Annotated in this window: 13 protein-coding genes; 5 read left to right on the top strand and 8 right to left on the bottom strand. The window is 66.5% G+C overall.

Features of this window, described 5'->3' with window-relative positions:
* Positions 1-3: 3 nt before the first annotated feature.
* The 6 genes from ACVWW6_RS15900 to ACVWW6_RS15875 all read right to left on the bottom strand — a co-directional run bounded on the left by ACVWW6_RS15900 (position 4) and on the right by ACVWW6_RS15875 (position 5,390).
* Positions 4-834, bottom strand: a complete 831-nt coding sequence (locus ACVWW6_RS15900; protein WP_456680999.1) for a TonB family protein — start codon at positions 832-834, stop codon at positions 4-6.
* Positions 834-1,280, bottom strand: a complete 447-nt coding sequence (gene exbD / locus ACVWW6_RS15895; RefSeq protein WP_456680998.1) for a TonB system transport protein ExbD — start codon at positions 1,278-1,280, stop codon at positions 834-836. The genes ACVWW6_RS15900 and exbD overlap by 1 nt, the downstream gene beginning before the upstream one ends.
* A 3-nt stretch (positions 1,281-1,283) precedes the next feature.
* Positions 1,284-2,060 carry a tonB-system energizer ExbB gene (exbB, locus tag ACVWW6_RS15890; protein WP_456680997.1) on the bottom strand — a complete coding sequence of 259 codons (777 nt, stop codon included), beginning with the start codon at positions 2,058-2,060 and terminating at the stop codon, positions 1,284-1,286.
* Positions 2,061-2,087: 27 nt separating this feature from the next.
* Complete coding sequence (gene hutX, locus ACVWW6_RS15885) at positions 2,088-2,591, bottom strand: heme utilization cystosolic carrier protein HutX (protein WP_456680996.1); 504 nt, start codon at positions 2,589-2,591, stop codon at positions 2,088-2,090.
* 27 nt (positions 2,592-2,618) lie between these two features.
* Positions 2,619-2,951, bottom strand: a complete 333-nt coding sequence (locus tag ACVWW6_RS15880; protein ID WP_271552443.1) for an antibiotic biosynthesis monooxygenase family protein — start codon at positions 2,949-2,951, stop codon at positions 2,619-2,621.
* Between the two features lie 99 nt (positions 2,952-3,050).
* Positions 3,051-5,390, bottom strand: a complete 2,340-nt coding sequence (locus tag ACVWW6_RS15875; protein WP_456680995.1) for a TonB-dependent hemoglobin/transferrin/lactoferrin family receptor — start codon at positions 5,388-5,390, stop codon at positions 3,051-3,053.
* Positions 5,391-5,651: 261 nt separating this feature from the next.
* Between ACVWW6_RS15875 and ACVWW6_RS15870 the strand changes: the two genes are divergently transcribed.
* The 4 genes from ACVWW6_RS15870 to ACVWW6_RS15855 are packed head-to-tail and all read left to right on the top strand — an operon-like array spanning position 5,652 to position 8,715.
* Entirely contained in the window at positions 5,652-5,858 is a 207-nt protein-coding gene (locus ACVWW6_RS15870) for a hemin uptake protein HemP (RefSeq protein ID WP_456683159.1), read from the top strand.
* A gap of 6 nt (positions 5,859-5,864) precedes the next feature.
* On the top strand, positions 5,865-6,818 hold the full coding sequence (locus tag ACVWW6_RS15865; protein ID WP_456680994.1) for a heme/hemin ABC transporter substrate-binding protein: 954 nt from the start codon (positions 5,865-5,867) through the stop codon (positions 6,816-6,818).
* Positions 6,815-7,912, top strand: a complete 1,098-nt coding sequence (locus tag ACVWW6_RS15860) for a FecCD family ABC transporter permease (protein ID WP_456680993.1) — start codon at positions 6,815-6,817, stop codon at positions 7,910-7,912. Before ACVWW6_RS15865 ends, ACVWW6_RS15860 begins: the two co-directional genes overlap by 4 nt.
* Positions 7,909-8,715, top strand: coding sequence for a heme ABC transporter ATP-binding protein (locus tag ACVWW6_RS15855; RefSeq protein WP_456680992.1), 807 nt, complete (start codon positions 7,909-7,911; stop codon positions 8,713-8,715). The genes ACVWW6_RS15860 and ACVWW6_RS15855 overlap by 4 nt, the downstream gene beginning before the upstream one ends.
* Here ACVWW6_RS15855 and ACVWW6_RS15850 read toward each other — a convergent pair.
* Both ACVWW6_RS15850 and ACVWW6_RS15845 read right to left on the bottom strand, forming a co-directional pair.
* Positions 8,712-10,394 carry a mucoidy inhibitor MuiA family protein gene (locus ACVWW6_RS15850; protein ID WP_028173047.1) on the bottom strand — a complete coding sequence of 561 codons (1,683 nt, stop codon included), beginning with the start codon at positions 10,392-10,394 and terminating at the stop codon, positions 8,712-8,714. The two genes, ACVWW6_RS15855 and ACVWW6_RS15850, sit on opposite strands and share 4 nt — an antisense overlap.
* A gap of 162 nt (positions 10,395-10,556) precedes the next feature.
* Positions 10,557-11,177 (bottom strand): response regulator transcription factor, encoded by a 621-nt coding sequence (locus ACVWW6_RS15845; protein WP_456680991.1) that lies wholly within the window; start codon positions 11,175-11,177, stop codon positions 10,557-10,559.
* A 199-nt stretch (positions 11,178-11,376) separates the two neighbouring features.
* Between ACVWW6_RS15845 and ACVWW6_RS15840 the strand changes: the two genes are divergently transcribed.
* On the top strand, positions 11,377-12,414 hold the full coding sequence (locus ACVWW6_RS15840; RefSeq protein WP_060910280.1) for an AraC family transcriptional regulator: 1,038 nt from the start codon (positions 11,377-11,379) through the stop codon (positions 12,412-12,414).
* Positions 12,415-12,416: the final 2 nt, after the last annotated feature.

Below are 12,416 nucleotides of genomic sequence, written 5' to 3'. Positions count from 1 at the left end.
GAGCTACCTCACCGTAAACTCCACCGGGATCGAAAAGCTCATCGCGCCGTTCTTGATCTCGTCGGGAAACGGAGGGAACGGTGAGGCTTGGCGGATCATCGACATGGCCTGGGCGTCGAAGGCGGCAACGCCGGAGGAGCCGCCGAGACGGCTCGACGTGACCTGCCCGCTGCGGCTGAGGGTGAAGCTCAGCCTGGCAACGCCGCGCTGACCGCCGCCACCGGACGGATATTGGTGGAAACGCATCAGATGCGCGCGGACGCGTTGATTGTAGGACGCGATCGCCGAGGCCACCGCGCCCGCGCTCATCGCGGACGCCATTGGCGCCTCGCGCTCGGCGCGCGGCGGCGCGCTGGTGCGCGGCGCGGGCGTCGCCTCCGAGGGCTTTCTTGCCTCGCGGCGAACGATCTTCGGCTTCTCCGGCACAGGCTTTTCAACCGGCACGATCTTCGCGGGTTCGGGCCTCGCCGGTGTCGGCTCCAGCTTCCGCTCAGGCGGTGCCGCCACGTCAGGCTTGTCCTGCGGCGGTGTCGGCGCGACGGTCTCCTCGACCGCCTGTCGCTGCGTGGGCTTCGGCGGCGAAGCGTCGGCCTCCTGCATCACGGGCCCGGGCGCGATTTCGTCCGGCATTGACTGCGGTGCCGATGTCACCGGCGCCATGTCGACCATGATCGCGGGAAGGCTGACGCCCTGTTCCGGCTGCGATTTCAGCCAGCTCATCGCAAGCAGCGCGACGGCAACATGCAACGCCACGATCACTGCTCCCGAGACGCCCCAGCGTGCGCCCTCGCACTCGCCGAGCGGCTCGTGCAGGGCAAAGGCGCTCGCGGCCATCAGCTGCGTCCGTCGAGGCCGACCAGGGCGACCTTCAAGTAGCCGGCATTGCGCAAGCTGTTCATCACCTCCATCAGATCGCCATAGGAGACGGCCTTGTCGGCGCGGAGATAGATGCGCTCGTCCTTGCGGCCCCTGGTGGCGGCGTCGAGCGAGGAACTGAGCGCCTCGCGGGCCACGACGTCTTCGCCGACGGCAATCGAGAGGTCCGGCTTCACGGTGACGAAGACCGGCTTGTCCGGCCGCGGCGCCGGCTCGGCGGCGGTTGCCGGCAACTCGACGCCGATGTCGACGGTGGCGAGCGGCGCGGCCACCATGAAGATGATCAGCAGCACCAGCATCACGTCGATGAACGGCGTGACGTTGATCTCATGGGTGACGTCGAGATCACCGGGGTCACCGCGCTTGAGCGGCGATCCCGAACCTGCGCCGAGCTTCGCCGCCATGGCCTACTCCGCCGCCCGCGCCAGGCGGAAATCACTGATATCGCGCTGGCGGCTCACCAGCAGCATCAGCTGCGCCGAGGCATCGCCAAGCAGCGCGCGGTAATTGGCGATGCCGCGGACGAGATGATTGTAGATCACGACCGCCGGGATCGCGGCGACGAGGCCGAGCGCGGTGGCGAGCAGCGCCTCCGCAATGCCGGGCGCAACCACCGCAAGGCTGGTGGTGTGGCTCTCGGAGATGCCGATGAAGGCGTTCATGATGCCCCACACCGTGCCGAACAGGCCGACAAACGGCGCGGTGGCGCCGATGGTCGCGAGCACGCCGGTGCCGCGCGCGATCTGCCGCGACATCGCCGCCTCGACCCGCTCCAGCCGCAGCGCCACGCGCTCCTGAAGACCGTCGTCGACAATGCCGCCGGAGAGCTCGGCCTCCTTCGCGCAGGACTGGATGAGCTGGGCAACCGCGTCATGCGCGTCCCCGGTCCGCGCCGCCGCCTCCGCCAGCTTCATCCAGCCCTCGAGCGCGCGCGTCCGCTGCACGGCAAGCACGCTCTTGCGGCGCAGCTCGACGGTCTTGGCGAGCCACACCGTCCACGTCACCAGCGAGGCGACGGCCAGCCCGATCATCACCGCCTTCACGATGATGTCGGCACCGAGGAACATGCCCCAGGGCGACAGATTACGCGGCAACAGCGCTTCGTCGATCGCGAAGGCCGGAGCCGGCGCGAGCGCCAGCGCGATGGTTAGGATCACGTGCCGAAGCCTGGAATTGCCTTGCATCCTGATCACCCGACAGACAGAAGGAAGCTATGCCGCGATCCGGCCCGAAAGCTGGCGAAACCGCACGAGCTGATCCGCACGCAGCGCCCGGGTCTCGTCGCGGCCGACGAAGACCTTGAACATGATGCCGCCGTCGGCATTGACGAAGGCGATGAAGGCCGAATTCTTGCCCATGAAGGGACGCTCGACGAAGGCGATGCCTGCGCAACGCTCATGGCGCAGATGGCCATGCAGGCCCTTCGGCTGCATCAGGTTGAAATAGCCGCAGCCGATCTCGCCCGCGGGAATTGATCCGGTGAATTCGAAGATCGCGTCATCCGTGTGCACGATCAGCGTGACCTCGCCCCATTGTGCGATGTCCTGCATGGCGGCGGCAAAATGCTCGCCGCCTCCCATGCGCACCATCGACGAGGGCAGTGCCTCGATCACGGCACGTGGCGTGACATTGCGCACCCGCGCGACGTCCTCGATCACCGCGCCGGGATTGTCGGCCATGTACGCCTTGAGATCGGCGAGATCGGTGCTCAACATGTCCAGCTCCTCTCCTGCGTCGCGGCCTCAAGCGGCCGCGGCCTTGCCTTCGCTCTGGATCACCTCGAAGCCCTCGAACTTGGGATGGCCGAGATAGAGGCTCTCGCCGGTCCGGTTGTCGGCGCGGGCATGGGCGCGGCGGAATTCCTCGGAGCGCGTCCAGGCCTCGAACGCCGCCTTGTCGACCCAGGTGGTGTGCGACGAGTAGAGCGTGTGATCCTCGGCCTCGGGGCCCTTCAGGAGATGAAACTCGACGAAGCCCGGCATGCCGCCGAGATAGGATTCGCGCGTGGCCCAGACCGTTTCGAACGCGGTCTCCGCACCCTTCTTCACCTGGAAACGATTCATGGCGATGAACATAAAAGTCTCTCCTTCTGATCAAGATGACAACGCGCCGAAACCGCGCTGGAACATCAGCGCGGCCCGGCGGAGATTGCTGGCGTTGCGACGCCTGTCGGCTCACGCACCTCCAAAGTGGATCTTCATGCCGGCCTTGTAGACCCGGCCCGGTCCCGGGCTCGACCACAGCACGTCGTTCTGCGTGGTGCCGTCGGTCGAGCTGCCGGGAATGGCGTAAGGCCGGTAGTACTGGTTCAAGAGGTTGTCGATCGAGGCCGACAACACGATGTCCCTGGTCGCGTTGTAAGTCAGGTACAGGTTGACCAGCTCGTAGCCGGTCGCGGGCAGATAGCCGGCGGGCACGTCGTTGTTGGGACCGTACGAGGCCCACTGCGCCGTCAGGATCAGCGTACGATCGAGCAGGCGGACGCCGCCGGTCGTGACGACCTTGCGCGGGGTGATGGTCGCAAGCCCGATATTGGTCGCGACGTTCTTGCCCTGGATGTAGTGACCGGCAACACCGATGAACCAGTCGCCGGCATCGTACATCGTCTCCGCCTCGAAGCCCTGGATGCGAGCATTGGCGATGTTCTGGTACTGATAGAACTGGCTGAACGAGCCGAATGGCGGCACCGCGACCGGCGCCGAAGCAACGAGGTCGATGTAATCGCCGACATCGTTGCGGAACAGATTGATCTTGCCGCGGAACGAATCGTTGGCACTGAAGATGTTGTCGTATTTCAGGTTGATGCCGACTTCCTTGTTCTTGCCGACCTCGGGGCGAAGGTTCGGGTTTGGCAGGAAGCAGAACAGGCCGGCCGTGCCGTCCGGACAGACGAAGAAGGCCGGTCCGCCACCGGTCGCATGCGCGCCCGAGATCACGGTCTCGGTGATCGATGGGGCGCGATAGCCCTCGGCATAGCTGACATAAGGCTGGAAGCCCGGAACCGGCGTCACACCCAGGGTGATCTTCGGCGAGAAGCGGTCGCCACCGGTGCTGGTCTTGCCGGAATCCAGGTCATAGCGGTCGTAGCGGATCGCGCTCACCGCCTCGAACCAGGTGCTGTAATTCTGCTTCAGCTGGAGGAAGCCACCCGACACTGTGCGGATACCGCTTGGCGTGGTGATGTTGGAATTGCCGCGGCTGTCGGTCGTGATCACGTCGTCCTGGAACGCGTCGACGCCCCAGGTGAGCGCATTGCGCCAGTTGCCGACGTTGAAGCGCGTGGTGTTGTTGGCGTCGATGCCATACGTATTGAGGACGTAGCCGCGCTTGTCGCCGACGCAGCCCGAGACGTTGTTGCCGAAGCCGCCGTTGCAATAGGCCGATGGTGTCGTGCCGTAGTGATAAGTCTTGGTCTGGTCGTTGTCGGTGCGATTGCCGTAGACCGACATGTGCCAGTCGAACAGATTGTCGCTCGGAAGCGAGTAGTTCCAGGTGACGGTTCCGGAGTAGTTCTTGGCGTCGGACGCGTAGACCGACGACCCGCGATTCAACGCAATCAGCGCCTGGGTGGTCGTCGGACCGCGATTGAACTGCCCGATATCGTATTGATAGTCCTGGAACACGGCGCCAAACTTGACCTCGTGACCGAGGGCCGGCCGCACGGTGAGCTTCATCAGGCCGGCCTCGACCTGGTTGCCGGTGTTGCCGATCTCGGTGCCGTTGCCGTCCTTGTAATTGCCCTGCGTGCGGTAGACCGCGCCGCCGAAGATATCGACATCGGGCGTGGCGCGCACGCCGCCGAATACCGAGCCGAGGCCGCGATTGTTGTTGGAGCCGTAGGATCCCGAGAGATCGACACCCCAGCGCTCGCCGGGACGCAGCACGTCGTTGATGTCCTTGGTGCGGAACGAGACCAGGCCGCCGATCGCGCCGGAGCCGTAGATGTTGGCGGTCGGTCCCCGCACGACGTCGACGCCGCCGATCAATTCAGGATCGAGGAAGAAGGAGCCGTTGGCATTGTGGCCGGTGCGTTGATAGTTCTGCCGCGCGCCGTCGACCACGACCGCGACGCGGCCGAAATCCTGCAAGCCGCGAATGTTGATGACGGTCGCGGGATCGTCGCCGCGCTCCTGGAACGAAACACCGGGAACCGAATAGAAGACGTCCGACAGCCGGCTCGGCTGAAGACCCTGGATCTGGTCGAGCGAGATCGAGCTGACGGGCGCGAGCGCGTCGATCGCTCGCTCCCTGGTCTTGGTTGCGGCGACCGTGATGGTGTCGAGCGTCTGCACCGGCGCGGCGCTGCCCGCCTGCGCACGGGCGTTCAAGACGTCAGGCGTTGCCTGCTGAGCGGCTAGCGGCTTGCGCTTGGCCTGCTTCGGCCGATCCGGCGACGCATGTTCGGCCTGCGGCGATGCGGTCTGCGCGAGACCGCTCCCCGTCGTCACTGCCGCGATTGAAACCACCGACGCGCCCAAAATCAAGGCGCGCGAATACCTAGCCCCGTCAGCCATGTCAGCCCCAGCCTGCACTTCACTTTATTTTTTGGAGTCGTTTGGCTGGCGTGCGCTCGCGCGGCGAGCGACTGGCTGGCTGATTTTCTTAAGAGGCGGGCATGTTCCCGCTGTCATGATTGGTAACGTGGCAACACTCTGACGGTCAATGACGTCTGGTTGCAGTTTATATCGATTGTAAATTTCCGCCGTTGGAATGCGCCAGATGCCGCCTATACAAACAGGCAGCATCTGAAATTTCGAAGGCGCATCACACGGGCAATGTCAGCAACATCAGGAGACAGCGGCAGCGGCGCGGCAGGGCCTGCAGAAAGTCCTTCTGCAACAACGAGAACCCTCACCATGCGCGGGAGCCGGATCGACAGCCGCGAGCTCTTTGCGCACGAGCGCGAGATCATCATCGCGCATGGCGAGGACGCCTATCGCCTGCGTTTGACCTCGCAGAACAAGCTGATCCTGACGAAGTAACCTGCAATGACATTTTGCCGCACCCTCACACAGATCCTGCTGACTGGTACGATCGCAGTCGCTTCCGCCGCGCACGCCGCTGGCATCACGGTGCATGACGCCCGCAATCGCGACGTCGCTGTTGCCGACGTCGCACGCACGGTCTCGATCGGCGGCGCCATCACCGAGATCCTCTATGCGCTCGGGCTCGAGAGCCGGCTGGTCGGCGTGGACACCACAAGCCTTTATCCGGCGGCGGCGCTGCACGACAAGCCCAATGTCGGCTACATGCGCCAGATCTCGGCCGAGGGCGTGCTCGGCCTCAATCCCACGCTGATCCTGGCGATCCAGGGATCGGGCCCGCGCGAGACCATGGACATCCTGGAGACGGCGAAGGTGCCGCTGGTGCTGGTGCCCGAAACCTTTTCCGAGGACGGCCTGATCGAGAAGATCAGGCTGGTCGGCCACGCCATGGGCGTGGATGCACGCGCCGAATGCCTCAGCGCCGCAGTCGGCGCCGATCTCGCCCAGCTCCGCGCGCTGCGCGCCAAGGTGAAAAAGCCGGTGCGCGTGATGTTCGTGATGTCGCTGCAGAACGGGCGTGCCATGGTCGCCGGCCACAAGACCGCAGCCGACGAGATCATCCAGCTCGCCGGCGCGGCGAACGCCGTCGACGATTACGACGGCTACAAGATCATCGGCGACGAGGCGATCGTGGCGGCCAGGCCCGAATTCGTGCTGTCGATCGAGCGCGGCAAGGAGTCGCTCCAGGCCGACGCGGTCTATGCCCATCCCGGCTTCGCGCTGACGCCGGTCGCGGCCAACAGGAGCTTCATCACCATGGACGGGCTTTATCTGCTCGGCTTCGGGCCGCGCACGGCGGCGGCGGCGCGCGATCTCTCCGTCAAGCTCTATCCGGCATTGGCCGACCAGGGCGGCGCGTTCACGTCGGCTCTGTCGGCGGCGAACTGCCGGCAATGAGCGTGGCGGTCGGGACCGAGGCACGGAGCCTGCAGCGACACGCCGGCGCGAGACGGCGATCCGCATCGCTCGCGATTCCTCTTCTGCTCGCGGTGCTCGCGGCCACCGCGGTCGTCGCACTGACCGTGGGCGCGGCCGGCATTCCCCTTTCCCGTCTACCTGCTGCGCTCGGCGTCATGAGCAGCACGACCGCCGATGCGATGACGGCGCGCGACCAGCTCGTGCTGTGGTCGATCCGCATTCCCCGGATCGCGGCAACCGCGATGGTCGGCGGACTTCTCGCCGCGGCCGGTGCGATCATGCAGGGCCTGTTCCGCAATCCGCTCGCCGATCCCGCGCTGGTCGGCGTCTCCAGCGGCGGGGCGCTTGCGGCCGCGAGCGCGATCGTCTTCACCGACTCGCGCTTCGGCGAGACGCTGCGCTTGCTCCAGACCGAGCTGCTGCCGCTCGCCGCCTTCGCGGGCTCGCTGGCGACCACCGCGATCCTCTACGGGATCAGCAGCCGCGCGGGGCGGACCTCGATCGCGATCTTCCTGCTCGCCGGCGTCGCCATCACCGCCATCACCAATGCCGGCATTGGCTTGCTGGTGTTCATCGCCGACGACCGCCAGCTTCGCGACATCACGTTCTGGCTGCTGGGCTCGATGAGCGGCGCGACCTGGACCAAGGCCGCCGTGCTGGCGCCTATCCTCGTCATCGGGCTTGCCGCCTGCGCCTTCATCGGACGCGGCCTCGATCTGCTGGTGCTTGGCGAGGCTGACGCCTTTCACGGCGGCGTCGACGTCGAGCGCCTCAAGCGGATCTCGATCGTCATGGTTTCCGCCATGACCGGGGTCGCGGTGTCGATCAGCGGCGTCATCGGCTTCGTCGGCATCGTCGTGCCGCATCTCCTTCGCCTCGTCATCGGACCGGCGCATCGCCTGCTGCTGCCGGCTTCGGTGCTGCTCGGCGCCATCCTGATGGTCGGCGCCGACACGCTGGCGCGCACCATCGTGGCGCCGGCGGAGATGCCGATCGGCATTCTGACCGCGGCGGTCGGCGCCCCGGTCTTCTTGGGGATCCTGCTGCGGCAACGCGGGCTCGCCTCGCTATGAGCGCGGTGATCGAGGCGCGACACTTAAGCAAGCGCGCCGGCCGCGCGAAGCTGCTGGATGGCGTCGGCCTCACGGTTGCGGCCGGCGAGATGGTCGCCATCATCGGCCCGAACGGCGCCGGCAAGTCGACCCTGCTGCGGCTGCTCTCCGGCGACCTCCGTCCGAGCCAGGGCGAGGTATGGCTGAAGCAGCGCGACATCGGCAGTTACACGCCGCGCGAGCTTGCCGCGCGACGCGCGATGCTGTCCCAGCACATCAACGTCACCTTCCCCTTCACCGTCGAGGAGATCGTGCTGATGGGCGCAGGCGACCGCAGCGCGCGCGAGGCAGGCAAGCTCGTCGATGCCGCGCTGGACGAGGTGGGGCTGGCGCATTTCCGCGAACGGCAATTGCCGACGCTGTCGGGCGGCGAGCAGCAGCGCGCCCATTTCGCCCGCGTGCTGGTGCAGCTCGCCTGCGGCGAGGCCGAGCATGGACCGGGGCTTCTGCTGCTGGACGAGCCAACCTCGAGCCTTGATCTGCGCCACCAGATCGACCTCGTCGAGGCCGCGCGCCGCCGCGCTGGCACCGGCACCGCCGTGATCGCGATCCTGCACGATCTCAACCTGGCGATCCGCTTCGCCGACCGGCTGGTCGTGCTGAGCGGCGGCAAGCTCGCCGCCGACGGCCCGCGCACCGAGGTCGTCACGCGCGAGACCATCCGCGACATCTTCGAGATCGACGCCGTCGTCCACCAGGCCGACGGCGTTCCTTACGTGCTGCCGCAATCGATGCGGGCGGCTGCGTCTGCGGCGAGGATTTAACCCGCCGGCACGATCACCATGCCCTTGTCCTTCGGCCAGCGGATGCGCCAGGCGAAGTTGACGTCCCTGACCTCGCCGGGCTTGGCGTCGAACGACCATTCCAGCACGCCGCGCTTGTCGCGAATGTTGCTCGCGGTCGGCGGCGTGGTCGAGGGCAGCATCTCGACGACGATGTCCTCGTTCTCGCTGACCGGCAGCTGATCCTCGATCGCGACACGAATCGGAAAGTCGTGACCGTTGCGAACGGTGGTCTTGAACGAACGCTCGTCGGTCTTCGACGTCGTGACGAGCAAGCCGGCCGAGCCTTCGTTGCGCTTCAGCACAGCGCGCTCGATCTTGACCTTGTCGTCGGCGCCGAAGCCCAGCCGCACGATGTCGTCCTTGGCCGAGGCCGAGATCTTGCCGCGGCCGACGAAGACGCCGTCGCGATAGATCGCGACCTTGCCCGGCAGCAATGTCGCCTCATCGGTCTGCTTGAAGCTGGCTTCGAGGAACGCGGTCGGGTCCATCACAGGTGCCGCGCGCACGGCGAGGTCGGCCGGCACACTCATGGACGCGATACGCAGGCTCTTCGCGCCCTCGGCAGCGCCGAGGCTGACGCGGCCGGGAATCCTGAACGTGGCCTGGAAGTCGCCGATCTCGGCGACCGCCTGCTGCTCGTCGGCACGCTCACGCGGTTCAGGCGCTTCGGCGAGCTTGGACATGGGCTCGAACTGCGCCGAGCGCTGGCGGACAGTTGGCGCGGGCCGCGCCAGATCGGAGGCCGCACCGAGCGCCATTGGTTTCGGCGGTTGCGGATATTGCGCGACCAGCGAGCCCAGCTCCGGCGCACTGCCGCCGCGGCTGACGCGGACCGTGGAGACGCCAAGCGTGACGTTCGACCAGTCCTCGCCGGTCGACTGCGTGATTTCGGCACGGCGGACCAGCTCCAGCTGCGGCTTGCGGTCCTTGGCGCCGGTGTCGAGCCGGGCGTCGTAAAGCGGCAGCCAGCGCGCGTTACGCACATTGTAAGTGACCCGCAACGTCGCCTTGGCCGCGGCCGGCGCGGCGATGTCCATACGGACTTCGAGCTTGCTCGGCGGTTTGGCCTTGCGCTCGACTTCGAGCTGGGCGATCTGCCGATCGATCTCGCGCATCTTGCGCGTGGCGTCGCGAACAGCGGTATCGGCGCTCGCAATTTCCTCGCCGACCGCGGCGAAGGCCGTGCGCCATTCGGCGATCGGCCGCGCCTCGCCCTTGTCGCCGATGCCCGCGGGGGACGCTTCCGCAAAGTGCTCCGCAAATTTGCGCCGGGCATTGGCTGAGTCGATCGCGCCTTGCAGGTCGGCGCGCTGGTCGTTCAGGGCCTCGATGCGCTTGTCCAGCTCGGGCAGGTTGACCGGCGCCGCACGCGGCGTTCGCGCATCGATCGTGCCGATGGTGAGCTTTGCACCACCCTCACCCTCCACCCGGATGGAGGAGGTATCGAGACCAAGCGGGAAGTCCTTGGCAACGAGCGTCGAGTCACCGGACGGCAGGTCGACCGTGATGATGCGAGTGACGGTGGCACCATCCGGGTAAACCGTGACGGTATCGATGGCCGATGTGGCGTCCACATCGGCGGCCCACGACGGCAACGCGAATGCCGTGGTCACCAGAACCAGGCTCGTCGTTGCCAGACATTTTGCGGTGATGCGCATGAAGTCCCTCCTGCCGGGATCGCTGCGCCGCCAGCCGGACGCGCGATCAAATGCCTCGCCATCGTGGTGAGACGCGGCAGGGAAGGAACTGGTTCGATTGGGGTTTCCGTGGGGCGCCGCTGCGGCGGCACCATGGCCGCGGAACGCGTCGCGCGCCGAGCTTTACATTTGGGTCGGCGAACCCTGGCCGAAGATGCGGCGGAGCAGATCGGTCACGTTGCGGGCGCCGGCCTTCTTCAGAATGCTGGCACGGTAGCCTTCCACCGTCCGAGCGCTCAGATGCATGCGCCGGGCGATCTCCTTGTTGGTGAGGCCGACCGCAAGGTGCTCGAGCACGTCGCCTTCGCGCGCCGTCAGGGGCTCGCAGCCGGGCAACCAGCGCTGGCGGTTTGAGTTGGGCTGCCCGAACTCGTCGATGGCGGCATCGATCCGGTTGACGACGTCGCGGCTGCGGAACGGCTTTTCGATGAAGTCGGCCGCGCCGCTCTTGATCGCGTCGACCGCCATGGCGATGCTGCCGTTCGCCGAAGTCACCAGAACCGGCGCCATGCAATTCTCCTCGCGCAGCCGCCTGAGCACGTCGAGGGCGGAGCGATCCGGCGGCATCTCGAGCAGCACGCAGGCCGGCATCCGCGCCCTCGCTTCCGAGAGCAGGGACGCGCCGTCGGCGAAGCAGATCACGTCATAGGCGCTCTGTTGGAGCGCGGCGGAAAGTTGTTCGCGGGAGGCGGCGTCGGTGTCGATGACGAATACCTCGCCCTTGGAAAGCATGTTCCCCGGCATAATCCCGATCCAGCAATGTCTTGGTCAAATGATCCGAGACGGCCGGGGCCTCATCGCGCCCGGCGTCATGAGCACGGCATTCACGCCCGTGCTTCGGTTTCCCTTATGTATGTTCCGTCATGTTCCTGGATTTGACGGAACGGGACAGAAACTTTACATTTCGGGACATCTGCGGGAATGGCTGGCAGGAACGGTTTGCATGACCGACCTCATTCGCAGCGCAGGCTTGAGCTATTACCCGGAGGTCGCCCGGTCGGTCGGGCTCGACCCCAAACAGATGATGCGCAAGGTCAGGCTGCCGCTGACCTGCCTCGACAAGCCGGATACCCCCATTGCCGTGACCGGCCTGCGCCGCCTGCTCGAACTATCGGCACAGATGTCCGGCGCCGAAGATTTCGGCTTGCGCCTCGCCGAACGCGGCGGCCTGACCAACTTCGGCGCGGTCGGCCTGATCGTGCGCGAACAGGCGACCGTCGGCGAAGCGATCGAGGCGTTTTCGCGTTTCATCCATATCCATCATGACGGCATGCGGCTTGACGTTGCACGCAACAAGCAGACCGTGACCGTCGCACTGCATCTGCGCGGACGGCAGCCGAGCGCGCCGCGCCAGTCGATCGACATGGCGCTCGGCAGCGTCCACCGCATCATCCAGTCGCTGTTCGGTCATGACTGGCGGCCGCAGGAGGTGCATCTGCATTATCCGCCGCCGCACGACCGCAAGCGCTACCGCGACTTCTTCGGCTGCCGCGTGACGTTCAACGCCGAGGACGACGCGATCCTGCTGTCGGTGCACGACATGGAGCGCCGGATCCCGAGCGCGCATCCGCTGATCGCGAGCTATCTGCGCAAGCGGATCGAGGCGATCGAGACGCGTCCGGCAAGCTGGGAGGAGAAGGTCGACGAGGTCGTGCGCCTGCTGCTCGCCAGCGGCGACTGCACGGTCGAGCGCGTGGCCGAGCATCTCGCCTGCACCCGCCGCACTATCCACCGCCACCTCGCCGCGTCAGGCACCAGCTTCTCGGCCATCCTCGACGCGCAGCGCGCCGATCTCGTCGTCAAATTGATCGACGACCCCGGCCGGCCGCTGGCCGATATCGCCGCGCAGCTCGGCTTCTCCGCGCAAAGCGCGATGGCCCGCTGGTTCCGCGGCCGCTTCGGCTGCACCATCACCGCATGGCGCAAGGGCGTGCGCCCGTTGGCCAAGCCGGCCGACGTGCCTTCGGCATCCGCGGCTTAGCT

The organism is Bradyrhizobium sp. USDA 3311, assembly GCF_054062495.1.
The sequence above is the reverse complement of the archived record's forward strand: the minus strand, read 5'-3'. Positions and strand labels throughout refer to the sequence as shown.